This is a genomic window from Allobranchiibius sp. GilTou38, from assembly GCF_017565325.1.
Taxonomy (GTDB): Bacteria; Actinomycetota; Actinomycetes; order Actinomycetales; family Dermatophilaceae; genus Allobranchiibius; species Allobranchiibius huperziae.
Genome location: NZ_JAGEKN010000005.1, coordinates 113,172 through 138,243 on the forward strand (window position 1 = coordinate 113,172; position 25,072 = coordinate 138,243).

Consider the following 25,072-nt stretch of genomic DNA (forward strand, 5'->3'; position numbering starts at 1 on the left):
GCTACAGGCGCGCCGCTAGCTCGGTCGCCTGGCGGATCGCCCGCTTGGCGTCGACCTCGGCGGCCACGTCCGCGCCACCCACCAGGTGTCGCGACGGGTCGTCGGGGCGTGCCAGGTCGCGCACGGACTCCTGACCCGCGCAGATGACCACGGTGTCGACCTGCAGCAGCCGCTGCTCGGAATCGGCCTCGGCATCGGGCTCCTTGCCGTCACCGGAGCGGATCGTGATGTGCAGACCCTCGTCGTCGATCAGGTCGTAGGTGACGCCGCCGATGAACTCCACACCGCCGTCCTTGAGGGTCTGGCGGTGCACCCAGCCGCTGGTCTTGCCCAGCCCTTTGCCGAGTGGCGCCGGTCTGCGCTGCAGCAGGTGGACGGTGCGTTTCGGGGGTTCGTCGTGCTTGGGGCCGAGGCCGGCGCGCGAATCCTGCGGATCCGTGACGCCCCAGCGCGCCTTCCAGTGCTCCACGGTCTCGTCGCGGTCGTGCAACAGGTATTCGCTGACGTCGAAGCCGATGCCTCCGGCACCGATCACCGCGACCCGGGCACCGGCGGTGGCGCGCCCGCTCAACAGGTCGTCGTACATCACGACCTTGGGGTGCTCGATCCCCGGGATCGGCGGGACGCGCGGGGTGACACCGGTGGCGACGACCGTGTGGTCGTACGCCGCCAGGTGATCGTCGTCGACGCGGGTGCCGGTGCGGACCTCGACTCCCAGGACCTGCATCCGCCGGGTGTAGTAGCGCAGCGTCTCGGCGAACTCCTCCTTGCCGGGAATTCGCATGGCGTACCGGAACTGGCCGCCGATCTCGTCATGTTCCTCGAACAGCGTCACGCGGTGGCCGCGTTCGGCGCTCGCCACAGCCGCCGCGAGTCCGGCCGGACCTGCGCCGACGACCGCCACCGTGCGGGCGGCGTGCGGGCCGACCGGCAGCAGGCGCAGGGTCGTCTCGCGACCTGCGCGCGGGTTGACCAGGCAGGTGGCGCGCTGGTTCTTGAAGGTGTGGTCCAGGCACGCCTGATTGCAGGCGATGCAGGTGTTGATCTCGTCGGCGCGATCCTGCTCGGCCTTGCGCACGAACTGCGGATCCGCGAGCAGAGGCCGCGCCATCGAGATCAGGTCGGCCTGACCGTCGACCAGGATCTGCTCGGCCACCTCCGGGGTGTTGATCCGGTTCGAGGCCATCACCGGCACGGTGACGTGCTCGCGCAGCTTGCCGGTCACCGACGCGAACGCCGCCCGCGGCACCGACGTGACGATGGTGGGGATGCGCGCCTCGTGCCAGCCGATGCCGGTGTTGATGACGGACGCGCCCGCCTGCTCGACGCGCTGTGCGAGCTCGACCGTCTCCTCCCAGGACTGCCCGTCCGGGACCAGGTCGAGCAGCGACTGGCGGTAGATCAGCAGGAAGCCCTCCCCCACGGACTCGCGCACCCGGCGTACGACCTGCTCGGGGAAGCGCATCCGGTTGCTCGCACTGCCGCCCCACTGGTCGGCGCGCCCGTTGGTGCGGGCAGTGAGGAACTGGTTGATCAGGTAGCCCTCCGACCCCATGATCTCCACGCCGTCGTAGCCGGCCTGCATGGCCAGGCGCGCCGCCCGGGCGTAGTGACCGATGGTGCGCTCGACGTCCCTGCCGGACATGGCGCGCGGCTTGAACTTGCTGATCGGCGACTTGACGGAGCTGGCCGACTTCACCAGCGGGTGGTAGCCGTAGCGGCCGGCGTGCAGGATCTGCAACGCGATCCGCCCGCCCGCCTCGTGGACGGCATCGGTGATGACCCGGTGCTTGTCGGCAGCACGGGAGGAGGTCAGCTGCGACCCGGCGGGCAGCAGCCAGCCGGTGGTGTCCGGGGCGAAACCGCCGGTGATCATCAACCCGGTCCCGCCGCGGGCGCGTTCGGCGAAGTACTCCGCGAGCTCACCGAAATGCTTGGCCCGGTCCTCCATGCCGGTGTGCATGGACCCCATCACCACCCGGTTGGGCAGGGTGATGCCACCGATCGTGAGCGGCGCGAGCAGCCGGTCGTACGGCATCGAGGACTCCCTGTGCATGGGCGGTGGGCGGGCCGGTGCACGGTATCGCGCCCCACCCCGACCGCCGACCGAGGTCGGACGGGGCGCGCCGGGGTCAGGCGGGGGTCTGCGAACGCAGGATGCGCAGCACCGTCGTGTCGATGTGCCCCGCCCGCAGGCGCAGCTCGAGGTTCTCCACACCCGCCCAGGTGTCCAGGTCGTCGTAGCCGAGGGTGAAGAGCCGCGACCGCACCTCCTGCGCGAGCTCGCCGGCGAGCGGCAGCAGCTCCTCGTCGGTGGGCGGCTTGAACAGCACGTCGTGGATGTCGAGCAGCCGACCGAGTTCCGTCACCGGGTCGGGGTGGTCGTCGACGCGCAGGTCGTACGCCAGGTCGTCACCCGGGGTGTAGCCACCGGTCTGCGAGACGACGTAGAGCGCCGCCGACTGACGCCCTCGACGGTCGCCGCCCGCGGCGTCCCCTGCCACGAGCGCGGCGTAGAGCCGCTGCGCGAGCGACCGGCCCTCCCCCGCGATCCACGCGTCGCTCATCGCTTCGACCACCTCGGGGCCGGTGAGGATGTTGCCCTGGATCGCGACCCCGTCGCGCGCGACTCCGCCCGCCCAGGCGTTGCACTCCTCGCCGGTGAAGGTGACGGCGCGCCCGGCCGCGTCGACGATGCCGACCTGCCGCTCCTCGCGCTGGTCGTCGGCGTCGGTCAGCGAGCGCAGCGTCGCGGCCGCGTCGGCCCCGCCCGCGAGCGCCGCCAGCCCGTCGCGCTTGTAGAGGGTGTTGGCGAAGGACTGCGTGGCGATCGCACCCTGCCCGAGGCGCGCGGCAGGCACCGCGGCGCCGACCCCCAGGAATTTGGATGCGACCGCGACACCGAGGTCGCCGGTGGCCGGATCGTGGCCAACGATGGAGAACGTCATACCGGCCACGCTAACGACTCAACCTTTCGCGCGTCCCCTGCGTAGACAATGCACGCACACAGGGAAGGGGGTGGCTGTGAACACAGCCGACACCGAGGAGTTCGAGCGGTTCGTCCGGGTCTCCTCGCCGGGTCTGCTTCGCACCGCATGGCTGCTGTGCGGCGACCCGCACCGCGCGGAGGAGATGGTGCAGGAGTCGTTGGAACGCGTCTACTTGCGATGGGGACGGGTGCGCAGGGGCGGCCAGCCGCTCGCCTACACCCGTCGGGTCCTGATCAACCTCAACACCGACCGGTGGCGACGGACCCACAAGGAGGTCCTGACGTACGACGGCTCGGTCGGCGAGACCCCGGATGTGAGGGGCGGGTGGGTCGAGGACCGCGACCAGGTCATCCGGCTGCTGCGTCTCCTGCCCCGTCGCGAGCGCGAGGTCGTCGTCCTGCGCCATTACGCCGATCTGTCCGAGCGGGACGTCGCAGACCTGCTTCAGATCAGTGTCGGCACCGTGAAAAGCACTGCGTCTCGTGGCCTTTCGACACTGCGCGCCGCACTGACCGAACAGGAGAGCTGACCATGAGTGATGACATCGAGACGTTGCTACGTCACGCGGACGCGCCCGCGATGGGTGTCAGCGCCCGGGAGATCATCGCCGGCGCGCGGCGCACCCGCCGTCGCCGACGCGCCCGGTACGGCGCGTACGGCCTGGCCGCGGCCCTGGTCATCGGCGTCGGCGTCGGCGCCGACCGGGTCGTCGCCAACCATGCCCAGCTGACGCCGGCCACCGAGTCGTCGACCGGGCCGCTGGGTGCGCTCTTCGCGCACGCGAAGCTCGGCGAGAACCACTTCGACCAGTACGTCGTGAGCGGAACGGCCGACGACCTCGAGGTGCGTGTCGCCGGCAGCTCGAGCACGCTGCGTCGTATCCAGCACCTGAACGGCGGAGCCTCGGTGTTTCGGGACGGGTCACAGACCATCGTCGCCACACCGCTGCCGCGCACTGCCGACCAGGTGTCCGTGCGCTTCACGACGTACCCCACGAACCTGAGGACGGCCTCGAGCGCCGAGTTGCGCCTGAACCCGACTCTCAACGTCGACCTGGAGGTCACCGATCAGCCGGTCACGGTCCGCGCGGTCCTCTGGTCCTCAGGTGCTGACTTCCGCTCCACGACGGGTGAGCGGGCGCAGGTCGCGACCTTCGGCAATACCCAGGTCTACTGGTACGAACGGTTCGGGGTCTACGGGGTGACCGGGGCCCAGCCGGTCGGTGACACCAGCGGGCTCGGGTCGTTCGTGTCCGGATCTCTGTCCATCAGCGGAAGAGTCTCGGGCGACACGTCGCACTTCGCGGCGACCGTCCCGCACGGCGCACGTGACGTCTCGGTGGGCGTGACGAAGGGCGACACCGCGAACCCGCCGCAGATACGCCGGCTGGGTGACACGGCGTACGACGTCGTCTACGTCACGGGAACGGTCAAGGACCCGTCGTCGGCCGACGGTTTCGTGCAGAGCGTCTCGTGGACGGACATGTCGGGCCGGCACACGAAGAGCTACAACTGATCCAGCCGCGCCTCAGAAGAAGACCTGGGCGCCCATCGCGACCGTGCGGTCCGGCGGCAGCTTGAAGTAGTCGACCGGGGAGGCGGCGTTGTGCGCCATCCCGAGGAAGACCCGTTTGCGCCATCGCGACATCCCCGGCCGCGAGCTGGGGTGCACCGTGATGCGCGACAGGTAGTAGTAGGCCTGGTCGGGATCGATGGCCAGACCCTGGGTCGCGGCGAACCGCAGCCCCTCCGGCACGTCCTGCTCGTCCTGGAAGCCGAAGCGCAGCGTGACGTGGGTGATCGCGTCGTACGACCCGCCGAGGGGCTGCGCGTCGAAGCGGTCGGCGTCGGCGACGTGCGGGATGTTCTCCGGCGAGGTCGAGACGATGAAGACGTTCTCGTGGATGACGTGGTTGAAGTTGGCGTTCTCCCGTAGCGCCAGCGGCGTCGTCGGCCGACCCGGGTGCAGGAAGATCGCGGTGCCCGGCACGGTGGTGAGCGGCGCGGCATCGAGCCACTCCACGAAGGGCTCGATGGGGCCCTCCAGTTTGGCCCGGCGCTCGGTGACGATCCGGCTGCCCTTGCGCCACGTCAGCATCGCAGTGCAGACCAGTAGCGCGATCAGCAACGGCAGCCAGCCGCCGTGCACGATCTTGGTCAGGTTGGCGCCGAAGTAGGTGAGCTCCAGCAGGCCGAAGAGGATGCCGACCAGCAGCAGCTTCCAGCGTGCCCACTTCCACGCCGACTCGGCGTACGCCAGGAAGAGCGTGGTCGTGATGAGGAAGGTGCCGGTCACCGCCAGGCCGTACGCCGTGGCGAGCTTGGCGGAGGACTGGAAGACCAGGAGCAGGATCATCACGCCGGCGTAGAGGATCCAGTTGATGCTGGGGACGTAGATCTGGCCGCTGCTGGACGCCGAGGTGTAGCGCACCGTCAGCTGGGGCAGGTAGCCGAGCCGCTCGGCCTGCCGCGACACCGAGAACGCGCCCGAGATGACCGCCTGCGAGGCGATGACCGTGGCAGCGGTCGCGAGCACGACCAGCGGCAGCTGCGCCCAGTTCGGCGCGAGCAGGAAGAACGGGTTCTTGACGCTGGACGGGTCGTGCACGATGAGCGCGCCCTGGCCGAGGTAGTTCAGCGTGAGACAGGGGAAGACCAGGAAGAACCATGCCCGGCGGATGGGGCTCGGACCGAAGTGGCCCATGTCGGCGTACAGCGCCTCGGCCCCGGTGATCGACAGCACCACCGCGCCCATCGCAACGAACGCGATGTACTGGTGGTCGACGACGAAGAGCACGGCGTACGACGGGGACAGGCCCTTGAGGATCGCGGGGTCGCCGATGACCTTGCGCAGCCCGAGCACTCCCAGCACCACGAACCAGACCACCATCACCGGGCCGAAGAGCCGCCCGACGACGTGGGTGCCGAAGCGCTGGGCCAGGAAGAGCACGGTGATGATGACGGCACCGACGGGTACGACGACGTGGGCCAGGGACGGCGCCGGCACCTCGAGCCCCTCCACGGCCGAGAGCACCGAGACCGCGGGCGTGATGACGCTGTCGCCGTAAAAGAGCGACGCGCCGAGCACGCCGAGGATCATCACGACGCCGAAGCGCTTGCCGCCGGTCGGTACGTGGCGGCGCACCAGCGCAGCCAGCGCCATCACGCCGCCCTCGCCGTCGTTGTCAGCCCGCAGGATGAAGAGCACGTACTTGATCGACACCACCACGGTGATCGACCAGAAGACGAGCGAGATCACGCCGTAGACGTCGCCTCGGTCGGCGGTGACCTTGCTGTGGTCGATGGAGAAGACGGTCTGCAGCGCGTAGAGCGGGCTGGTGCCGATGTCGCCGAACACCACCCCGAGAGCTGCGAGCGCCAGCGCGGGACCGCTCGACCCGTGGGTGACGGGCGAGGTCGGCCGGTCGGCCGGTGCGCCCTTCGGGAGGGCCTGCTCAGTGGTCACGAGCGTCCATTGTGCCCTTGGTTTCCGACTGCCGACACGCGGGTGAACAGGTCAGTGGAGGACGCCGGCCATCCGCTCGACGGCCTGACCGATCACCTGCGGCGAGGTCGCCACGTTGAAGCGGACGAACTGCCGACCGTGGGGGTCGTAGTTGGTCCCGACGCCGAGCGCCACCCGGCCCTGTTGCAGGAAGGAGCGTGCCGGATCGGCCAGTCCCAGCTCGGTGCAGTCGAGCCAGACGAGGTAGGTCGACTCCCCTGGTGTCACCCGGATCTCGGGCAGCTGTTCGGCGAGCATCCCCCGCAACAGCTCTCGCCGCTCGACGATCTCGCCGCGCAGCTCGTCCAGCCAGGGGGCGCCGTGCGCGTACGCCGCGGTGTGTGCGATCTCGGCCAGGTGGTTGGCGCCGTGCGTGTTCACCTCGTGCAGGGCACCGAGGGAGGCCGTCGCGTCCGCGCCCGGCACGGCGAGCGCGATCTTCAGGCCCGCGAGGTTCCAGGACTTCGACCCGCTCACGACACTGATGCCCCGGCTCGCCTCGGGCACCGCGAGGTACGGCGTGTACGTCACCCCCGGGTGCGTCAGCGGCCCGTGGATCTCGTCGGAGACGACCAGCACGTCGTACCGGTCGGCGAGCCGGGCCAGCATCGCCAGCTCGTCCGCGGTGTGAACGGTGCCCATCGGGTTCTGCGGATTGCACAGGATGTACGCCGCGCCGGGTCCGGCGTCCTGGAACGCCGCCTCCAGCGCCTCGGGGTCGAGCCGGAAATTCGCGTCCAGCCGGGCCGTGACCAGCCGACGTCCGACGGCCTGCACGAAGCCGAAGAAGGCGTCGTAGCAGGGCGGACTCAGCACGACGGCCGCATCGGGGCGGGTGTTCGCACGCAGCAGCTCACCCACGCCGATCATCACGTCCGGGAGCATCATCGCCTGAGCCGGGTCGACCGCCCAGTCCCACCGTTCCTTCGCGAAGTGCGCGAACGCCTCCTCCAGCGGACCCGGGGCCGCGTACCCCACGTCGCCCCGACGCAGCGCACCCTCGATGGCCTCGACCACGGGATCGCACGGCGCACAGTCCATCTCAGCGACCCATACCGGGATCACGTCCGGGTCGTAGGCACGCCACTTGATGCTCGTGCGCGTCGCGCGCAGTTCGTCCAGGCTCGCGTCGAGGATCGCCATCGCGCCATCGTCGCACCCGCTCCCGCTGCTTTCGGCAACCGTGCCCCTCTTCCTGAGCTGGGTACGACAGAACCGCCCCGCGCCATCTCTGGCGCGGGGCGGTCCCGGTGATTCGTCTGCGTTGTTCGCTTGCGTTTTTCGCGGAGTGGTCAGTCGGAGATTAATCCGTATCGGTTCAGCGCAGAAGCTGGTCCTTCTCGGTTCAGCTCAGAAGCTGTTCCATCCGGTTCAGCTGGGGAGCTGGCCCTTCTCGGTTCAGCTCAGAAGCTGTTCCTTCTGGGTTTCTGCCCCAGCCACTCCACTGCGGCCGCGGACTCGCTTCGCTCGTCCGCGACCTTCGTTGCGCGGCTGGGTCAGAAACCCATGCCACCCATCTCGTCGCCGCCACCCGGCGCCGCCGGCACGTTCTTCTCCGGCTTGTCGGCGATGACCGCTTCGGTGGTGAGGAAGAGCGCGGCGATCGACGCGGCGTTCTGCAACGCCGAGCGGGTCACCTTGGCCGGGTCGATGATGCCGGTGGCGACCATGTCGACGTACTCGCCGGTCGCGGCGTTCAGGCCTTCACCGGAGGGCAGGTTGCGCACCTTCTCGACCACGACGCCGGGCTCGAGGCCCGCGTTCGAGGCGATCTGCTTCAGCGGAGCCTCGGCGGCCACCTTGACGATGTTCGCACCCGTGGCCTCGTCGCCCTCGAGCTTGAGTCCACCCCACGCGGCGTCGGTCGCCTGCAGCAGCGCGACGCCACCACCGGCGACGATGCCCTCTTCGACGGCAGCCTTCGCGTTGCGGACGGCGTCCTCGATGCGGTGCTTGCGCTCCTTCAGCTCGACCTCGGTCGCAGCGCCCGCCTTGATGACGGCCACGCCACCGGCGAGCTTCGCGAGGCGCTCCTGGAGCTTCTCGCGGTCGTAGTCGGAGTCGGAGTTCTCGATCTCGGCGCGGATCTGGCTGACGCGACCGGCGATCTGGTCGGTGTCACCCGCACCCTCGACGATGGTCGTCTCGTCCTTGGTGACGACCACGCGACGCGCGGTGCCCAGCAGGTCCAGCTCCGCGGTGTCGAGCTTGAGGCCGACCTCCTCGGAGATGACCTGACCACCGGTGAGGATGGCGATGTCGCCGAGCATGGCCTTGCGACGGTCACCGAAACCGGGGGCCTTGACGGCAACCGACTTGAAGGTGCCACGGATCTTGTTGACCACCAGGGTCGACAGCGCCTCGCCGTCGACGTCCTCGGCGATGATCATCAGCGGCTTGCCGGACTGCATGACCTTCTCCAGCAGCGGCAGCAGGTCCTTGATGCTGGAGATCTTGGAGTTGACGACCAGGATGTACGGGTCGTCCAGCACCGTCTCCATGCGCTCGGTGTCGGTCACCATGTAGCCGGAGATGTAGCCCTTGTCGAAGCGCATGCCCTCGGTGAGCTCGAGCTCGAGCCCGAAGGTGTTGCTCTCCTCGACGGTGATGACGCCTTCCTTGCCGACCTTGTCCATCGCCTCGGCGATGAGCTCGCCGATCTGCGGGTCAGCGGCCGAGATGGAGGCGGTAGCAGCGATCTGCTCCTTGGTCTCGATCTCCTTGGCCTGGCTCAGCAGCGATGCGGACACCGCGGCCACGGCGGCCTCGATGCCGCGCTTGAGGGCCATCGGGTTCGCGCCGGCGGCGACGTTGCGCAGCCCCTCGCGGACCATGGCCTGGGCCAGCACGGTCGCCGTCGTCGTACCGTCACCGGCGACGTCGTCGGTCTTCTTGGCGACCTCCTTGACCAGCTCGGCGCCGATCTTCTCGTAGGGGTCCTCGAGCTCGATCTCCTTGGCGATGCTGACACCGTCGTTGGTGATCGTGGGGGCTCCCCACTTCTTCTCGAGCACCACGTTGCGGCCCTTGGGGCCGAGTGTGACGCGCACGGCGTCAGCGAGGATGTTCATGCCCCGCTCGAGGCCGCGGCGGGCCTCTTCGTCGAATGCAATGGTCTTGGCCATCTGCGTGGTCCTCCCACAGTGCGTACCGAAGCTGGCCGTACGACGCCCGCGACGGACGAGCCGCGCCTGCCCGGGTGTACGGATACCCGGCGGTGAGCGGCACTCGTCGGACGGCCACTGTCTGTCACTCTCATGGCGAGAGTGCTAACAGCATTATTGGCACTCGCCGCCCCCGAGTGCAAACGGCTGAGGCCCCACGGATCGCACCGGATGGCAGGCCGGACTTCAGGTCCGGCGGCTGGAGGGGGTCAGGCCTTCTCGCCCTGGTCGAACCCGAGTCGACGAGCGGTGCGCTGGCGCATCCGGCCGGCCCGCAGCCGCTGCAGTCGCTTGACCAGCATCGCGTCGTACGCGAGGGCGCCCGGGGTGTCGATCAGGGAGTTCAGCGCCTGGTAGTAGCGCGTGGAGCTGAGGTCGAACGTCTCGCGGATGGCCTGCTCCTTGGAGCCCTGCAGCTTCCACCAGGTGCGCTCGAAGTCCAGGATGCGACGGTCGCGATCGGACAGATCACTGGTGCGGTCGGCCCCCTGGACCTGCGCGTCGGCGACGCTCATGGGCAACCTTTCAGCCGTCGAGATGAACAGCCTCGACTATAGGAGCGAATCACACCCTTGTCATTCTGCTGCGGCGTGCCGTGACGGATGAGCCGGATGGGGCGATCTGGGAGCGTCTCGTCGACATCCTATGACTCGCCTGCTACTTTGCTAGTATTCTGTCATGGCAACTCGCGACCCCTCCTCCAAGGTGCAGTTCAACGTCTACCTCCCGCCCGACCTCGTGACCCGGGTGAAGCACCGGGCCGTCGACGAGGGCAGCAGCCTGTCCACCCTCGTCTCACGTGCGCTCACCGACTACCTCGACGGCGACGCCCACGAGCACCCCGGCACGCCCACGAGCACATCCACCGAAAGGGAGTCATGACCATGCCTCTGACCGTCGCCGCCATCCGCTACACCGACGACCTGCCGGCCATGCGGGAGTTCCTCGAGGTGCTCGGCCTCTCCCCCGCCGTCACGTCGTCCGGCTGGGTCGATCTGCACGCGGGTGCGGGCCGGGTCTGGCTGCATTCCGCCGGCGACGCGGACTCCCCGAGCGCCGCGGGCCAGACGAATCTGTGTTTCGAATCCTCGGACCTGATCGGCCTGGCCGAGCGACTCGGCACGACATACGTCGATGAGACCTTCGGCGCATCGCTGATGATCACCGATCCGCTGGGTGACGAGGTGCAGATCAACTCGGTGCACGCCGACACCTACGGCTACCAGACGCACGAACCGACGCCCGACGCCTCGATCTGCGTGGTGGCGGTCCGTTTCACCGATCCCGCGGGCCCCTACGTGCGGTTCCTCCGGACGCTGGGGCTCGAGCGCTCGATGAGCGCGGCGGACGGCACGTACGCGCAGTTCTCCGTGGGGACGGGCGCCGTGGGCCTGCACGTCGGCGACGGCACCTCCCTCACCGGCAGGTCCGGCGCTCTGGTGAGCCTGCGCCTGACCACGGCCCGCGACCTCGACACAGTCGCGAAGGACCTACAGGACCACGGCTACGCGGACGCGACCGTCATCCACGAGGACGACTCGAGGTCGGTCCACGTGACCGACCCGGACGGGCAACAGCTGCAGATCCGCGCCGCCTGAGGCGATCCGACGGCGAAACGAGAGCGTCGGCGTGGCCGGTTTGCGTCTGCGGCCAGGGCTGCAGCACTGGCCGCAGACGCAGAACCAGCACCGACGAACGTCCGCGCGCCGCGGGAGGTCCGGGCAGGTCAGGCCATCGAGTCGAGGATTGCGGTGATGTCGTCCTCGCTGGTGAGCGGGTTGACGATCGCGAAGCGCGCGAGCGTCTCCCCGTCGTGCGAGGTGGGCACCACGAACCCGTCCTGGCGCTCCAGCAGACCGTCGGACCAGCGGTGGTAGTCCGCGGGCTCCCAGCCGAGCCGGCGGAAGACCAGGATCGACAGGTCGGCGTGGCGCACGACCTCGAGGTAGTCGCGCGAGATCACCTGCGCCTCGGCGAACCGGGTCACCTCCAGGGTGCGCTCGATCGCCGCGCTGTACTTCTGTGTGCCGTTCGCGACCAGGGAGAACCAGAACGGCAGACCCCGCGCGCGCCGGGTGAGCCCCACCGAGTAGTCCGTGGGGTTCCAGTCCGGGGCGTCGGTGAGGACGTCGAGGTACGACGCGTGCTGGGTGTGCGCGGCCCGGGCCAGCGCCGGGTCGCGGTAGAGCAGCGCGCAGCAGTCGAACGGCGCGAAGAGCCACTTGTGCGGGTCGACGATGAAGGAGTCGCAGCGCTCGATGCCGGCGTACTTGGGCCGGACGCTGGGCGCGGCGAGCCCGGCGCCGCCGTACGCGCCGTCGCAGTGGAACCAGATGCCGAACTCCTCGCACACTGCGGCGACCGACTCCAGGTCGTCGATGATGCCGAAGTTGGTGGTTCCGCAGGTCGCCACGACGGCGAAGAACGACTCCGGCCCCTCGTCGATGAGCACCTCGCGCAGCGCCTCACCGGTCAGCCGCAGGTCGTCGCCGACCTGCACCTGCACCAGTTCGGCGTCCATGACCCGGCAGGCCGACGCGATGGAGGAGTGCGATCCGACGGTCGCGGCTACGCGGAACGGTCGGGCACCGCTGCGTACGCGGGCGGTCTCGCGGGCGGTGACCAGCGCGGAGAGGTTGCCGATCGTGCCGCCCTGCACGAAGGAGCCGCCGGCGCCCTCGGGCAGCCCGACGAGGTCGGCGATCCAGCGCAGAGCCTGATTCTCTGCATATACGGCGCCCGCCCCCTCGAGCCATGAACCCGCGTAGATGGACGAGGCCCCCACGACCAGGTCGAACATCGCGGCCTCGCGCGTCGGCGCGCACGGGATGAAGGACAGGTAGCGCGGGTGGTCGGTCGACAGGCACGCCAGCGAGAGCTCCTCGGCGAAGAGGCGCAGCGCCTCCTGGCCGCCGATACCCTTCTCCGTCAACGCCTCCCCGGCCACAGCGTCCAGCTGCTCCTTGGTCCGCGGACCGTCGAGAGGGACCGGGTCGAGCGCGAGTCGCTCCGCGGCGTACTCGAGGATCGACTTGCCCAGGTCCTGCGTGTATTCGTCGTAGCCGTGCACGACCGCGAGTGTAGGTGCCAGGCCGGCCGCGCCACATGGGCGTCGTAGGTTGGCCGTATGCCGACCGCGCCGCTGCCCGAGCTCGTCCACCCGAGCTGGGCCGGCGCCCTCGAGCCGGTCGCCGACACGATCAGCGCCTGCGGAGCCTTCCTGCGCGCCGAGCTGGCCGCCGGACGTGGCTACCTTCCCGCCGGTGACAGGGTGCTGCGCGCGTTCGGGCAGCCCCTGGACGAGGTGAAGGTGCTCATTGTCGGACAGGACCCCTATCCGACGCCCGGCCACGCGGTCGGGCTGTCCTTCTCGGTCGCGCCGGACGTGCGCCCGGTGCCCCGCAGCCTCGCCAACATCTACACCGAGCTGAGCAGCGACCTCGGCGTCCCGACCCCCGGCAACGGCGACCTGTCACCGTGGGCCGAGCGCGGGGTGCTGCTGCTCAACCGGGTCTTGACCGTGCAGCCCGGCAAGCCCGCCAGCCACCGCGGCCACGGCTGGGAGGAGGTCACGGCGTGCGCCATCGACGCGCTCGTCGCGCGCGACCAGCCGCTGGTCGCGATCCTGTGGGGTCGCGACGCCCGCTCGCTGGTGCCCCGCCTCGGCAGCACGCCGTACGTCGAGAGCGCGCACCCCTCCCCCCTGTCCGCACGCAACGGCTTCTTCGGCTCCCGCCCGTTCAGTCGCGCGAATACCCTGCTCACCGAGCAGGGTGGCGCCCCCGTGGATTGGAGCTTGGCATGACATGGCATCGGTACGTCGCGATCGGGGACTCCTTCACCGAGGGGGTCGGCGACCCGGACCCGGCGCGCCCGGAGTCCTACATCGGCTGGGCCGACCGCCTCGCGGGCCAGCTGGCCAAGCAGAACAGCGACCGCCGCACCGACTTCGACTACGCCAACCTCGCGATCCGCGGACGTCTGCTGGCCGACGTGGTCGGGCCGCAGCTCGACGCCGCGCTGCCCCTCGAACCCGACCTGCTGTCGATGATCGGCGGCGGCAACGACATCCTGCGCCCCCGGGCCGACCTGGACGACATCGCCGACCGGATCGAGGCGGCCGCCATGCGGGCCCGGACCGCGGGCGCGGACGTCCTGCTGGCCACGCTGGCCGATCCCGCGCAGGCGCCGGTCATCAAGGCCGCCCGCCCGCGGATCGCGGCTCACAACGCCAACCTGTGGGGTATCGCGCAGCGCACCGAGGCGTACGTGCTCGACATCTGGTCGATGCGGTCGCTGCGGGACGCGCGGATGTGGTCACCGGACCGGTTGCACCTGTCGACCGAGGGCCACCGTCGGGTCGCTCTGCAGGCCGGCTGGACCCTGGGTGCCATCGAGGGCGAGCGGGAGTGGGCCGCGGCGCTGCCCGCCGGGCCCGTCCTGTCGCGCGCCCACATCGCCCACGAGAACGCCGCCTGGGCGAAGGACTACCTGGCGCCCTGGGTGCAGCGGCGGTTGAAGGGCCGAAGCTCCGGCGACGACCTGCTGCCCAAGCAGCCCGAACCGCGCCGGCTCACGTCGCGGAACGACTGAGCGTCCCGCCGTTTCGGCGACCGCCCGCACGATGCCGCCCAGCCACCCGCCGATGAGCCCTGCGGCGTACGCCGTGCTGGGCGCGATCGCGCAGGGGCCCACCCACGGTTTCGCGATCGCCCGGCGGCTGCAGCCCACCGGTGACCTGGGACGGGTGTGGAGTCTCACCCGGCCCCTGGTCTACCGCGAGCTGGCCCGGTTGATCGAACGCGACCTGGTGCGCGAGCGGGCCGGCGAGCCGGGCGACCGCGGGCCGCGGCGCACCATCGTCGACATCACCGCGGCCGGGCAGGTCGAGACCGAGCGCTGGCTGGCGGAGCCTGTCGAACGGGTGCGCGACTTCCGGTCGATGTTCCTGCTCAAGCTGGCCCTGATCGACGGCGCCGGGGCCGACCCGCGTCCGCTCGCCCGGGCACAGCGCATGAGGTTCACCGAACGGGTGGCGCAGATCGAGCAGGAACTGGAGCAGAGCGTGGGCTTCGATCGCCGGGTCGTGGTGTGGCGGCTGCTGTCGACCCGGGTGGCGATCGACTTCCTCGACACGATCCTCGACGAACCGGCGTAGTAGTCGCACCTTGACTACCGAATGGGACAGGATGGTCCCGTCGCGCGCACGCGCTGTCGTCGTCCACCGGAAGGCACCACCCATGAAGCGCCTGCTCGGCAGTCTGGTCCTCGTGACCCTCGGTACCTGCGCCACCGCCGGATGCGGCGGTGGGTCGTCCTCGCCGGGCTCGTCCTCGGCCGGCGCATCCGGGTCCGGCTCCAGCTCGAGCAGTGCGTCCACCACGACTTCGTCCACGTCGCCCGCCAAGGGCAGCGGGAGCGTCAACGTGCTCTACGCCGGGTCGCTGGTGAAGCTGATGGAGGACAAGATCGGGCCGGGATTCAAGGCCGCTACCGGGTATTCGTTCAGTGGCTTCTCTGCGGGGTCGACCGCCCTGGCGAGCCAGATCAAGGGCAAGGTGCGCCGGGGCGACGTCTTCGTGAGCGCCAGCCCGAAGGCCGACCAGTCCCTGATGGGCACCGCCAACGGCGACTGGGTGAGCTGGTACGTCACCTTCGGCTCCTCCAAGCTCGTCCTCGGCATCAATCCCAAGAGCAGGTTCGCGAGCGCCCTCAAGACCGAGCCCTGGTACGACGTGATCACCCAGCCCGGTTTCAAGGTCGGCTTCACCGACCCCAAGACCGATCCGAAGGGCAAGCTCACCGCGCAGGCGCTGAGCGACGACGCGAAGGCCCATCCGGCTCTGTCGAAGGTCGCTTCGTCCACCTCCGACGTCTTCCCCGAGGAGACCCTGGTCGCGAATCTGCAGTCGGGGCAGCTGGACGCGGGCTTCTTCTACACCAGCGAGGCCAAGACGGCCGGCATCCAGACGGTCCCGCTGACCGGGACCGACCTGAAGGCGAGCTACACGGTCACGGTGTTGAAGGGCGCGCCGAACGCCGCGGGTGCCGCGGCGTTCGTGAAATATCTGCTGGGATCGCAGACACAGGCGATCTTCAAGGCCGCGGCGTTCACCGTGACCTCGCCGCCCAAGGTCACCGGCACACCGCCCGCAGGTCTGCTGCCCAGCAGTTGAGGAGCACCCCGTAGCCCACCGTCGCGCCACGACGCGCAGCAGCCCGCTGAGGTATCTCGGCGGGCTGCTGGCGCTCTATCTGCTCGTGCCGCTGGTCTACTTCGCCTGGCGCTTCGCGACCTCCGGCGACCGTGGATTCGGCGAGTCGGGGCTGTGGGCGGCGGCACGTACGTCGGTCGTGAGCGCCAGCATCAGCACCGTCATCGTCCTGCTGCTCGGGGTGCCGCTCGCGCACTGGCTCGCGACGTCGACCGGCGCGTTCGCACGCGTGGTGACGGTCGTCGTCCAACTGCCGCTCGCGCTGCCGCCGGTGATGAGCGGCATCGTGCTGATCTACCTGGTCGGGCCCTACACCTGGCTCGGCACACATGTCAGCGGCGGGCTCACCGGCACCACGGCCGGAGTGGTGATCGCGCAGACCTTCGTCGCCGCCCCGTTCCTGATCATCGCGGCACGGTCGGCCTTCGCGGAGCGGGACCCCGCGCTCGACGACCTGGCAGCCACCCTCGGTCACGGCGCGCTCGCTCGCTTTGTCAAGGTGGATCTGCCGTTGGCTGCGGGTGGGATCCGAGCGGGTGCGGTGCTGACCTGGCTGCGAGCGCTGGGCGAGTACGGCGCCACGGTGCTGCTCGCCTACCACCCGTACACGCTGCCGGTCTTCACCTCGGTGCAGTTCTCGGCCACCGGTCTGCTCACCACCCAGGCACCTACCGCCCTCGCGCTCGGCATCGCGGTCGTCGGCCTCCTGCTCGCCGGTCTCCGCCTCCCCCGGCGCCGACACCGCGCCCGGGTCCCCGCGCCCGTGCACCCGCCGGCCGCCGCACGGGTGCCGGTCGGCTTCGCCCTGCGACAGCGGGTGGGCGACTTCGACCTCCGGCTCGCCCATCGGGCGGGCAGCGACCGGCTGGCCGTGCTCGGACCCTCCGGGTCGGGAAAGACCCTCACCTTGAAAGCGATTGCCGGACTGAATGCCGCAGCCGGCGACGAAGTGGACTTCGCGGGGGACGCGGTCGCACAGGTGCCCGCCCAACTGCGCGGCGTCGGCTACGTCCCGCAGAACCGTGGCCTCTTCCCCCATCTGACCGTGTGGGAGCACGCGACGTTCGGGGTGCGCGCGGACCCGGCACTGGCCGCGTGGTGGCTGCAGACGCTCGGACTGGACCAGCTGCTCGATCGCCGCCCGCAGGAGCTCTCCGGCGGGGAACGCCAGCGGGTGAGCCTCGCGGCGGCGCTGAGCCAGAACCCTCGCGTCGTGCTGCTCGACGAACCGTTCTCCGCGCTGGACGTGCCCGTGCGCGCCGGCCTGCAGACGACCGTGCGACGTCTGCAGCGCGAGAGCGGGCTGTCCACCGTGCTGGTCACGCACGACCCGGTCGAGGCGGCCCTCCTGGCGGACGAGGTGCTGGTCATCGCGAACGGCAAGCTGCTGCAGGCAGGTCCGGTCACCGAGGTCTACCGGCACCCGGCATCACCGACCGTGGCGCGGCTGGTCGGCATCCCGGACGTCGCGACGGGCCGGCTCACGGCCGGCGGGGCGTTGCGGGCAGGGGGTTGCGAATTCCTCGTGACGACAGGGCTACCGGCTGATACGCCGGTGACGTGGTGCGTGCGCCCGCAGGACGTCGTGCTCCGCCCGGACGGTGAGCATCATGCGGTCGTCGAGGACGCTGCCGACCTCGGATCCCACATCGCGGTGACCCTGCGGCTCGGGGACGACGTCCTCCTCGCCGCCACGGCCCGTGACCTGTCGCAGGTACCGGTCGGCGGCACCTGCCGCTTCGACGTCGACCCGGCACGCGTCGTCGTATGGGCCGATCAGGACGCAGCGGCGGGCGACGACATACTGGCGAAATGAGCGATGCCCGCGAGACCGTCTTCACCTACGCCGCACCGCACCTGAAGCTCGGCCCGGGGGCATCGCGCGAAGTGGGCTACGACCTGGCGGCGCAAGGAGCGCGGAGGGTCCTGGTCGTCACCGACAAGGGCGTCGCCGCCACGGGCGCGCCCGGACACGTCGCCGACTCGCTGCGCGAGGCGGGCGTGCAGGTCGAGGTGTACGACGGGTCCCACGTCGAGCCGACCGACGAGAGCCTTGCGGCTGCTGTGGACTGGGCGCGCGAGCACGGACCGTGGGACGCCTTCGTGGCTGTCGGCGGCGGCTCCAGCATCGACACCGCCAAGGCCATCAACCTGCTGACCACCAACTCCGGCGAGCTGATGGACTACGTCAACGCGCCGGTCGGGAAGGGCGCCGACCCGACGCGGCCCCTCAAGCCGCTGGTCGCCGTACCCACCACCACCGGCACCGGGTCGGAGAGCACCACCATCTGCGTGCTCGACGTGCTCTCCCAGCACGTGAAGACCGGCATCAGCCACGTCTCGCTGCGCCCGACCACCGCCGTGGTCGACCCCGACCTCACCGTCAGCCAGCCGCCGATGGTCACCGCGTGCTCGGGCATGGACATCCTGTGCCACGCGCTGGAGAGCTACACGGCCAAGCCGTACACGTCGTTCGCGGCGAAGCAACCGGGCGAGCGGGTGCCCTACTGCGGCGCCAACCCCGTCGCCGACATGTGGGCCGAGAAGTCCCTCACCCTGATGGCGGGCTCGTTCCGGCGCGCCGTGCAGGACGGGTCGGACAAGGACGCGCGCTTCGACATGGCGCTCGCGGCGACGTTCGCCGGCATGGGCTTCGGCAACGCGGGCGTGCACATCCCGCACGCGAACGCCTACCCCATCGCCGGGCGGGTGCGCGACTACCGGCCCGCCGACTACCCGCAGGACGCCGCGATGGTGCCGCACGGGATGTCGGTGTCGCTGACCGCGCCCGCGGCGTTCCGCTTCACGTACGACGCGTCATCCGATCGACACCTGCGGGCGGCAGCCCTGCTCGCGCCCGACGCGCCGCTCGCCGACGACCCCCGCGACCAGTTGCCCTCGGTGCTGGTAGACCTCATGCGCGCCATCGGCATGCCGAACGGCGTTGCGGCGATCGGCTACTCGGCCTCTGACTTCGACGACCTCGTCGGGGGGACGATGAAACAGCAGCGGCTGCTCGCCACCGCACCCAGGGACGTCACCGAGCAGGACATCCACGACGTCTTCGCGGGGTCGCTGCACCTCTGGTGACCCCGGCCCGCTCTCACCGAGCGGGTCAGCGTGCGGTGCTCGTCGCGCTCGTCACGCTCGTCATCTCGGCGCGGATCGCCGCGGCGAACGTCTCGATGTCGTCCTCCGTGGTGTCGAAGGAGCACATCCAGCGCACCTCGCCGACGCCTTCGTCCCAGAAGTAGAAGTGGAAGCGCTCCATCAGCCGCTCGCTGACGTCGTGCGGCAGGATCGCGAAGACGGCGTTCGCCTGAACCGGCCGGGGCACCTGCACGCCGGGGATGTCGCGCACCCGCTCCGCGAGCAGCCGGGCCATCGAGTTGGCATGCGAGGCGTTGCGCAGGTAGAGATCGCCGGACAGCAGCGCCTCGAGCTGGGTGGAGATGAAACGCATCTTCGACGCCAGCTGCATCGACTGCTTGCGCAGGTACTTCATGCCGGTGACGACGTCCGGGTTGAGGACCAGCACGGCCTCGCCGACCATGAGACCGTTCTTCGTGCCGCCGAACGACACGATGTCCACGCCGGTGTCGGTGATCATCTCCTTGAAGGAGACGCCCAGCGACGCGGCGGCGTTGGACAGGCGTGACCCGTCCACATGCAGCACCCACCCTCGGGAGTGCACGTGCTTGGCGATCGCGGCGATCTCGTCGACGGCGTACGCGGTGCCCAGCTCGGTCGTCTGCGTGATGGAGACGACCTTGGTCTGCGCGTGGTGCTCGTCGTTGAGCCGGATGGCCACGGTGTCGATCAGGGCGGGGGTGAACTTGCCGTCCGGGGTGGGCACGGTCATCAGCTTCAGCCCGCCCATCCGCTCGGGCGCCGCGCACTCGTCGACGTGGATATGCGCCGTGGAGGTGCAGATCACCGATTCCCACCGCTGCGTGACCGACTGCAGCGCAACGACATTGGCACCGGTGCCGTTGAACACAGGGAACGCCTCGACGCGCGGGCCGAAGTGCTCGCGGAAGACCTCCTGCAGGCGAGCGGTGTAGACGTCGTCGCCGTACGACGTCTGATGGCCGCCGTTCGCGCGGATGATGGCGGCGAGCACCTCGGGATGCACACCCGAGTAGTTGTCGCTCGCGAATCCGCGCTCGGCGCGGTCGTGCAGGATCGGCAGGCTCACGGTCGGCCACCTTTCATCGAGTGGCATACCAACTGCTCGAGTGGCATACCTGTGCGGGGTGCACCCGAAACATATGTATGCCACTCGGGGCTGGTCAGGGCGGGGGCCTTCAGAGGATCGCGCCGATGACCTCTGCGGCCGTCGAGTCCCACAGCGAGATCAGCTGCGCCGCGACGTCGTCCACGTCCCGGTAGTTCTTGAACGCCGCGTCGGGACGCGCCTCACGCATCGCCGGGGTGAGCAGCGCCATCACGCGTACGACGCTCGCGGCGGCCTGCGTGCCGCTGAACGAGTCGGCCACGGCGAGGGTCCACGCCTCGGAGGCGGCCTTCGCGGCGGCGTACGACGCGTTCTTGGCCCGCGGGCGCGCCACCCCGGTGGAGGAGACGATCGCGAGCCGCCCGCGGGGGCTGTCCCGGATCGGGTCGTGCAGCGCCCGGGACGCGTGCTGCAGCGTCTGGATCAGCGACGCGTGCAGCACGTCCCAGTCGGTGAGGTCCGACTCGACGATGCCCTTGCCGCCGCGCCACCCGCCGACCAGGTGCAGCAGCCCGTCGACCCGGCCGTACTGCTCGACCAGCTCATGGCCCCACGCCAGAGTGGCCTGCTCGTCGGCCAGGTCGACCGTGCTCGGGCTCACCGATCCGTCGGTGGCAGAGGCGAGTTCGACCAACGCGGTCTCGTCACGACCGGCCGCCACCACGTGGGCACCGGAGTCGGCCGCGCGACGTACGACGGCCGGTCCGAGCGCACCGGTGGCGCCCGTGACCACGATCACGAGCTGGGAGAGATCCGTCATGCGACCCGCACCGCAGGTGCCGGAGCAGCACCGGCAGCATCATCCGCGGTCGCCGCGGTGATGCCCGCGGTCGAGGCGATGACCGGCGTCATCTTCTTGCGCAGCGCCTCGTAGAAGACGTTGAGCGGGAACTCGTCGGGCTGCACGGCGTCGGTCAGCGGCTTGAGCGGACCGTCGAGCGGTAGCGCCGCGGCGCCCTTCGCCCAGGTCGAGGCCGGGTGCGGCGCGACGTACCGCGCAACGAACTCGTGCGACGCGAGCCAGTGGCCGACCCGCGACCGGTCGATGCCCGCGCGGTAGAGGTGCTCGACCTCGTCGCACAGCTCGATGACCACCTCGGGCACGCGGCGCCAGTCGAAGGACAGCTTGTTGTCGGTCCAGCGAAGCGCGTCGTGCTGGTGCAGGTAGGCGAAGAGCAGCTGCCCGCCGAGCCCGTCGTAGTTGCGCACCCGGTCACCGGTGATCGGGAAGCGGAAGATGCGGTCGAAGACGATCGCGAGCTGCACCGACCGGGCGTACGGCTGACCGGCCGCCTCCAGCTTGACCGCCTGGCGGAAGGTGTTGAGGTCGCAGCGCAGCTCCTCCAGCGCGTACATCCAGAACGGCATCCGCTGCTTGATCATGAACGGGTCGAACGGCAGGTCGCCGTGGCTGTGGGTGCGGTCGTGGATCAGGTCCCACATGGCGAAGGTGCTCTGAGCCAGGTCCTGCGACGCGACGAGCCGCTCGGCGTCCGGCGGCAGCTGCAGCGACAGCAGCGCCGAGGCCTCGCGGACGACGCGGCGGAACCGCGCGCCCTCGCGGTCGCAGAAGATGCCGCCCCAGCTGAACTTCGGGATCTCCCGCACCGCGACGGTCTCGGGAAAGAGCACGGCCGAGTTGGTGTCGTAACCCGGAGTGAAGTCGATGAAGTTCATGGCAAGGAACATCGGGTTGTCGTACGACGCCTCGACCCACGCCAGCCAGTCCGGCCACGCCACCCACAGCAGGACGGCCTCGAAGACGCGGTCGGGGTTGCCGTTCTGGGTGTACATGGGGAAGAGCACCAGGTGCTCGACGCCGTCCGCGCGGTGCTGGTCCGGGCGGAACAGCATGAGGGAGTCCAGGAAGTCCGGCACGCCGAAGCCGCCGTCGACCCAGGCGTCCAGGTCGCGCGGCAACGCCGCGAGGTAGGCGGCGTCGTGCGGGAATCGCGGCGCCAGCGCAGCGATCTCGCGCTTCATCACGTCGACCAGGTCGGCGGCGCGCGTGTGGTCGTGCGCCGCGCCGTCGATGGACCCGTCCTTGGACTGCAGGAGGCGCAGCTCCTGCACCGCGTCCTTCAACCGCAGCCATTCGGCCGAAGTCTCGACGCCCGACCCCTGGTGCCGCGTCTCGTGGGTACGCCGGCCAGCCGCCCAGGTGACCGCGTTCGTCCAGAACTGCCCGTGGTCGAGCTCGCCGATCGAGTCGTCGCCCATGATGTCGGAGTCGGCGAGTACGACGACCCGGCCCGCGCCGTACGACGCGGTCACGACCAGCGCCTCCTCGGCCGGGTAGGCCGTGGGGCTCGTGCGCGCGAGCACCCGCACGTCGGCGCCGGGCTCGATGTCGATGACGCCACTGCGGTAGAAGCACAGCTCGTCGACGCCTGCGAGCAGGCCCTGGCCCTTCGTGCCGGTCAGGTCGGCGAGCACCCAGGTGGCGTTCCCCAGGTGGCGGTGGCCGCCGTCCGCGGACTCATGCACCACGGTGCTGCGGACGCTGACGCCGAAGTGCGCGAGCAGGTCGTTGACGTTGTTGCCGTGGACGTCCTGATCGCAGTCGGCCAGGACGACGAGACCCCCGCCGGCGCGCACGAACTGCAGGATTGCATCCAGCTCGGACTGCTCGAAGGCCGCGGGCAGGCTCCCGGCGACCCGCTCGGAGCGTCCGTCGGCAGGGTGGGCGATGACGTAGACGTCAGCGGTGTCGAGGCTCGAGGCGCTGACCCGGCCGTCGTGCCGCGCGGCGACCTCGAAGCCGCGGGCGCGCAGCGTCGCCGCGGCGCGCTCCAGGCTGGCGTCGTCGGGGTTCGCGGGATTGATCACCGCAGCGAGCCCGCGATCCAGCGCCCAGGCACTGGAATGCTCCTGCTCGACCAGAACCTTCGGAAAGACAGCCACCACGTCTCCTTGCATCACTTTTTCCTGTCGAGCGAAGGTTAGGCGAGATTATTTCCTGCCGCAAGACGGGATGTGGGGCGCACCACACGCCGTTCCGGACGCCAATTACAGTCGGTCGCATGCCTGCCTCACGCCTGCTGCCGGATGCCGCTGGCGACGACCTGATCGAGCTGACCCGCGACCTGTGCCGCAAGGAGCTCGCGCCGCGCGTCGAGGCCGCCGAAACCAGCGGGGAGCTGCCCCGCGATGTCTTCCGCACCCTGGGCCGCAGCGGGCTGCTCGGCCTGCCCTACCCCGAGGAGCTCGGCGGCGGAGGCCAGCCGTACGAGACCTATCTGCAGGTGGTCGAGGAGATCGCGGCCACCTGGATGAGCGTCGCGGTCGGCGTCTCGGTACACGCACTGACGTGTTTCCCCCTGGCCACAGCGGGCACCGGTGAGCAGCAGGCCACGTGGCTCTCGGACATGCTGGGCGGCGACCTGCTGGGTGCCTACTGCCTGTCCGAGCGCGACGCCGGCTCGGACATCGCGAGCATGCGGACGCGGGCGAAGCCGGTCTCGGACGGCTCGGCGTACATCATCCGCGGCACCAAGGCCTGGATCTCGCACGCGGGCCATGCCGACTACTACACGAGTTTCGTGCGCACTGCCGACACCGGCAGCCGCGGCCTGTCCTGCTTCCTCGTCCCTGCGGACGCGCCGGGGCTGTCGGCCGGGACGCCCGAGCGCAAGATGGGCCTGGCGAGCGACACCGTCTCGGAGATCCACTACGAGGACGTCCACGTCGACACCGGTCGCCGGATCGGCGCCGACGGTGAGGGCATGCATCTCGCACTGGCGGCGCTCGACTCCGGACGTCTCGGGATCGCGGCTGCCGCAACCGGACTGGCCCAGGCGGCACTCGACACCGCCGTGAGCTACGCCGCCACGCGCACGCAGTTCGGGCGCACGATCGCCAGCAACCAGGGACTGCAGTTCCTGCTCGCCGATCTGCAGGCGCAGACGTATGCCGCGCGGTCGGCGTACCTGCTGGCCGCACGACTCAAGGACGCCGGCCGGCCGTTCTCGATGGAGGCATCGAGCGCGAAAGTCATCGCCACCGACGCCGCCATGCGCGTGACGACGGACGCGATCCAGGTGCTCGGCGGCGCCGGCTACACCAGCGACTTCCCGGTCGAGCGGATGTTCCGTGACGCCAAGGTGACCCAGATCTTCGAGGGCACCAACCAGATCCAGCGCATCGTCATCGCCCGGCACCTGCTCGCGGGCACCACTCCCCCGAAAGGAACCCCCAGTGCAGATCACTGATTCCACCGTCGCCCTCGTCACCGGAGGCGGGTCCGGACTCGGCGAGGCGACCGCGCGACGGTTGGCCGCGGACGGTGCGGCGGTCGTGATCCTCGACCTGGACCGTTCCCCCGGGGCCGAGGTGGCGGCGTCGCTCGGCGAGCGGGCCCGGTTCGTGGCCGCCGACGTGCGCGACGAGGAGCAGGTGCAGGCCGCCATCGACGCCGCGCGCGAGCTCGGCGACCTGCGGATCACCGTCAACTGCGCAGGGATCGGCACGCCGGGCCGCATCGTCGGCAAGCGTGGGGTGCTCCCGCTGGAGGACTACCGCACCGTCGTCGAGATCAACCTCATCGGCACCTTCAACGTGCTACGCCTCGCGGCCGCGGCGATGCTCGGCCTCGAGCCGGTCGACGGCGAGCGCGGCGTCATCACGATGACCGCGTCGGTCGCGGCGTACGACGGTCAGATCGGCCAGGCGGCGTACGCGTCGTCCAAGGGCGGCATCGTCGGGCTCACCCTGTCGGCGGCGCGCGACCTGGCCGACAAGTCCATCCGGGTCATGACGGTCGCGCCCGGCACGTTCGAGACGCCGATGCTCGCGGGGCTCCCGCAGGAGGCAATCGAGGTGCTGGAGTCGCAGATCCCGCACCCGTCGCGCCTCGGCAAGCCCGCCGAGTACGCCGCCCTGGTCGCCCACATCGTCGACAACCCGATGCTCAACGGCGAGGTCGTCCGACTCGACGGCGCGCTGCGGATGCCCCCGCGCTGA

Annotated in this window: 22 protein-coding genes; 12 read left to right on the forward strand and 10 right to left on the reverse strand. The window is 70.1% G+C overall.

Annotated elements, in window-relative coordinates; all coding sequences use genetic code 11:
* Position 1: 1 nt before the first annotated feature.
* A complete protein-coding gene (locus JOB34_RS03970) occupies positions 2–2,038 on the reverse strand; it encodes an NADPH-dependent 2,4-dienoyl-CoA reductase (protein ID WP_208051501.1) in 2,037 nt (678 codons plus the stop codon).
* 94 nt (positions 2,039–2,132) lie between these two features.
* Positions 2,133–2,948 (reverse strand): DUF1028 domain-containing protein, encoded by an 816-nt coding sequence (locus JOB34_RS03975; RefSeq protein ID WP_208051502.1) that lies wholly within the window; start codon positions 2,946–2,948, stop codon positions 2,133–2,135.
* Positions 2,949–3,024: 76 nt separating this feature from the next.
* On the opposite strand from JOB34_RS03975, the gene JOB34_RS03980 reads away from it, so the two are divergent.
* Together JOB34_RS03980 and JOB34_RS03985 are read left to right on the forward strand one after the other, a co-directional pair.
* Positions 3,025–3,519: a SigE family RNA polymerase sigma factor gene (locus tag JOB34_RS03980; protein ID WP_347813709.1), complete on the forward strand. Its 495-nt coding sequence runs from the start codon at positions 3,025–3,027 to the stop codon at positions 3,517–3,519.
* A 2-nt stretch (positions 3,520–3,521) separates the two neighbouring features.
* A complete protein-coding gene (locus tag JOB34_RS03985) occupies positions 3,522–4,505 on the forward strand; it encodes a hypothetical protein (RefSeq protein WP_208051504.1) in 984 nt (327 codons plus the stop codon).
* A 12-nt stretch (positions 4,506–4,517) separates the two neighbouring features.
* Here the strand turns inward: JOB34_RS03985 and JOB34_RS03990 are convergent, their stop codons facing one another.
* From JOB34_RS03990 to JOB34_RS04005, 4 genes are all read right to left on the reverse strand, one after another.
* Positions 4,518–6,455 carry a potassium transporter Kup gene (locus tag JOB34_RS03990; RefSeq protein ID WP_208051505.1) on the reverse strand — a complete coding sequence of 646 codons (1,938 nt, stop codon included), beginning with the start codon at positions 6,453–6,455 and terminating at the stop codon, positions 4,518–4,520.
* A gap of 51 nt (positions 6,456–6,506) precedes the next feature.
* Positions 6,507–7,637 (reverse strand): aminotransferase class I/II-fold pyridoxal phosphate-dependent enzyme, encoded by a 1,131-nt coding sequence (locus tag JOB34_RS03995; protein ID WP_208051506.1) that lies wholly within the window; start codon positions 7,635–7,637, stop codon positions 6,507–6,509.
* A gap of 353 nt (positions 7,638–7,990) precedes the next feature.
* Entirely contained in the window at positions 7,991–9,619 is a 1,629-nt protein-coding gene (gene groL, locus JOB34_RS04000; RefSeq protein ID WP_179478932.1) for a chaperonin GroEL, read from the reverse strand.
* A 248-nt stretch (positions 9,620–9,867) separates the two neighbouring features.
* On the reverse strand, positions 9,868–10,173 hold the full coding sequence (locus tag JOB34_RS04005) for a DUF3263 domain-containing protein (RefSeq protein WP_179478930.1): 306 nt from the start codon (positions 10,171–10,173) through the stop codon (positions 9,868–9,870).
* Between the two features lie 163 nt (positions 10,174–10,336).
* On the opposite strand from JOB34_RS04005, the gene JOB34_RS04010 reads away from it, so the two are divergent.
* A complete protein-coding gene (locus JOB34_RS04010; protein ID WP_208051507.1) occupies positions 10,337–10,540 on the forward strand; it encodes a CopG family transcriptional regulator in 204 nt (67 codons plus the stop codon).
* On the forward strand, positions 10,537–11,256 hold the full coding sequence (locus JOB34_RS04015; protein ID WP_208051508.1) for a hypothetical protein: 720 nt from the start codon (positions 10,537–10,539) through the stop codon (positions 11,254–11,256). The genes JOB34_RS04010 and JOB34_RS04015 overlap by 4 nt, the downstream gene beginning before the upstream one ends.
* 128 nt (positions 11,257–11,384) lie before the next feature.
* Here the strand turns inward: JOB34_RS04015 and JOB34_RS04020 are convergent, their stop codons facing one another.
* The gene (locus JOB34_RS04020) at positions 11,385–12,728 is read right to left on the reverse strand and encodes a pyridoxal-dependent decarboxylase (protein ID WP_208051509.1); all 1,344 of its coding nucleotides are present in this window, start codon (positions 12,726–12,728) and stop codon (positions 11,385–11,387) included.
* A gap of 57 nt (positions 12,729–12,785) precedes the next feature.
* Here JOB34_RS04020 and JOB34_RS04025 point away from each other — a divergent pair, with 57 nt between their 5' ends.
* The 6 genes from JOB34_RS04025 (at position 12,786) to JOB34_RS04050 (ending at position 18,963) form a co-directional block, all read left to right on the forward strand.
* Positions 12,786–13,463, forward strand: coding sequence for a uracil-DNA glycosylase (locus JOB34_RS04025; protein WP_208051510.1), 678 nt, complete (start codon positions 12,786–12,788; stop codon positions 13,461–13,463).
* A complete protein-coding gene (locus JOB34_RS04030; protein WP_208051511.1) occupies positions 13,460–14,251 on the forward strand; it encodes an SGNH/GDSL hydrolase family protein in 792 nt (263 codons plus the stop codon). Before JOB34_RS04025 ends, JOB34_RS04030 begins: the two co-directional genes overlap by 4 nt.
* A 52-nt stretch (positions 14,252–14,303) precedes the next feature.
* The gene (locus JOB34_RS04035) at positions 14,304–14,816 is read left to right on the forward strand and encodes a helix-turn-helix transcriptional regulator (protein ID WP_208051512.1); all 513 of its coding nucleotides are present in this window, start codon (positions 14,304–14,306) and stop codon (positions 14,814–14,816) included.
* A gap of 82 nt (positions 14,817–14,898) precedes the next feature.
* Complete coding sequence (locus JOB34_RS04040) at positions 14,899–15,834, forward strand: substrate-binding domain-containing protein (protein ID WP_208051513.1); 936 nt, start codon at positions 14,899–14,901, stop codon at positions 15,832–15,834.
* Between the two features lie 85 nt (positions 15,835–15,919).
* Positions 15,920–17,689: an ATP-binding cassette domain-containing protein gene (locus JOB34_RS04045; protein ID WP_208051514.1), complete on the forward strand. Its 1,770-nt coding sequence runs from the start codon at positions 15,920–15,922 to the stop codon at positions 17,687–17,689.
* Positions 17,686–18,963, forward strand: a complete 1,278-nt coding sequence (locus tag JOB34_RS04050) for a hydroxyacid-oxoacid transhydrogenase (RefSeq protein WP_208051515.1) — start codon at positions 17,686–17,688, stop codon at positions 18,961–18,963. Before JOB34_RS04045 ends, JOB34_RS04050 begins: the two co-directional genes overlap by 4 nt.
* A 25-nt stretch (positions 18,964–18,988) precedes the next feature.
* On the opposite strand, the gene JOB34_RS04055 is transcribed toward JOB34_RS04050, so the two are convergent.
* From JOB34_RS04055 to JOB34_RS04065, 3 genes are all read right to left on the reverse strand, one after another.
* Positions 18,989–20,098, reverse strand: coding sequence for a low specificity L-threonine aldolase (locus JOB34_RS04055; RefSeq protein ID WP_208051516.1), 1,110 nt, complete (start codon positions 20,096–20,098; stop codon positions 18,989–18,991).
* Between the two features lie 82 nt (positions 20,099–20,180).
* Positions 20,181–20,870 carry an SDR family NAD(P)-dependent oxidoreductase gene (locus JOB34_RS04060; RefSeq protein ID WP_208051517.1) on the reverse strand — a complete coding sequence of 230 codons (690 nt, stop codon included), beginning with the start codon at positions 20,868–20,870 and terminating at the stop codon, positions 20,181–20,183.
* A complete protein-coding gene (locus JOB34_RS04065; protein WP_208051518.1) occupies positions 20,867–23,014 on the reverse strand; it encodes a DUF6421 family protein in 2,148 nt (715 codons plus the stop codon). The genes JOB34_RS04060 and JOB34_RS04065 overlap by 4 nt, the downstream gene beginning before the upstream one ends.
* Before the next feature lie 119 nt (positions 23,015–23,133).
* Between JOB34_RS04065 and JOB34_RS04070 the strand changes: the two genes are divergently transcribed.
* Both JOB34_RS04070 and JOB34_RS04075 read left to right on the forward strand, forming a co-directional pair.
* Positions 23,134–24,321 (forward strand): acyl-CoA dehydrogenase family protein, encoded by a 1,188-nt coding sequence (locus tag JOB34_RS04070; RefSeq protein ID WP_208051519.1) that lies wholly within the window; start codon positions 23,134–23,136, stop codon positions 24,319–24,321.
* Positions 24,308–25,072 carry an SDR family NAD(P)-dependent oxidoreductase gene (locus JOB34_RS04075; protein WP_208051520.1) on the forward strand — a complete coding sequence of 255 codons (765 nt, stop codon included), beginning with the start codon at positions 24,308–24,310 and terminating at the stop codon, positions 25,070–25,072. The genes JOB34_RS04070 and JOB34_RS04075 overlap by 14 nt, the downstream gene beginning before the upstream one ends.

Coding starts and splice junctions, on each gene's coding strand:
- JOB34_RS03985 (WP_208051504.1), top strand. CDS start 3,522: ATGAGTGATGACATCGAGACGTTGCTACGTCACGCGGACGCGCCCGCG.
- JOB34_RS04005 (WP_179478930.1), bottom strand. CDS start 10,173: ATGAGCGTCGCCGACGCGCAGGTCCAGGGGGCCGACCGCACCAGTGAT.
- JOB34_RS04025 (WP_208051510.1), top strand. CDS start 12,786: ATGCCGACCGCGCCGCTGCCCGAGCTCGTCCACCCGAGCTGGGCCGGC.
- JOB34_RS04015 (WP_208051508.1), top strand. CDS start 10,537: ATGACCATGCCTCTGACCGTCGCCGCCATCCGCTACACCGACGACCTG.
- JOB34_RS04050 (WP_208051515.1), top strand. CDS start 17,686: ATGAGCGATGCCCGCGAGACCGTCTTCACCTACGCCGCACCGCACCTG.
- JOB34_RS04010 (WP_208051507.1), top strand. CDS start 10,337: ATGGCAACTCGCGACCCCTCCTCCAAGGTGCAGTTCAACGTCTACCTC.
- JOB34_RS04055 (WP_208051516.1), bottom strand. CDS start 20,098: ATGCCACTCGATGAAAGGTGGCCGACCGTGAGCCTGCCGATCCTGCAC.
- JOB34_RS04040 (WP_208051513.1), top strand. CDS start 14,899: ATGAAGCGCCTGCTCGGCAGTCTGGTCCTCGTGACCCTCGGTACCTGC.
- JOB34_RS03970 (WP_208051501.1), bottom strand. CDS start 2,038: ATGCCGTACGACCGGCTGCTCGCGCCGCTCACGATCGGTGGCATCACC.
- JOB34_RS04060 (WP_208051517.1), bottom strand. CDS start 20,870: ATGACGGATCTCTCCCAGCTCGTGATCGTGGTCACGGGCGCCACCGGT.
- JOB34_RS04070 (WP_208051519.1), top strand. CDS start 23,134: ATGCCTGCCTCACGCCTGCTGCCGGATGCCGCTGGCGACGACCTGATC.
- groL (WP_179478932.1), bottom strand. CDS start 9,619: ATGGCCAAGACCATTGCATTCGACGAAGAGGCCCGCCGCGGCCTCGAG.
- JOB34_RS04035 (WP_208051512.1), top strand. CDS start 14,304: ATGAGCCCTGCGGCGTACGCCGTGCTGGGCGCGATCGCGCAGGGGCCC.
- JOB34_RS03975 (WP_208051502.1), bottom strand. CDS start 2,948: ATGACGTTCTCCATCGTTGGCCACGATCCGGCCACCGGCGACCTCGGT.
- JOB34_RS04030 (WP_208051511.1), top strand. CDS start 13,460: ATGACATGGCATCGGTACGTCGCGATCGGGGACTCCTTCACCGAGGGG.
- JOB34_RS03995 (WP_208051506.1), bottom strand. CDS start 7,637: ATGGCGATCCTCGACGCGAGCCTGGACGAACTGCGCGCGACGCGCACG.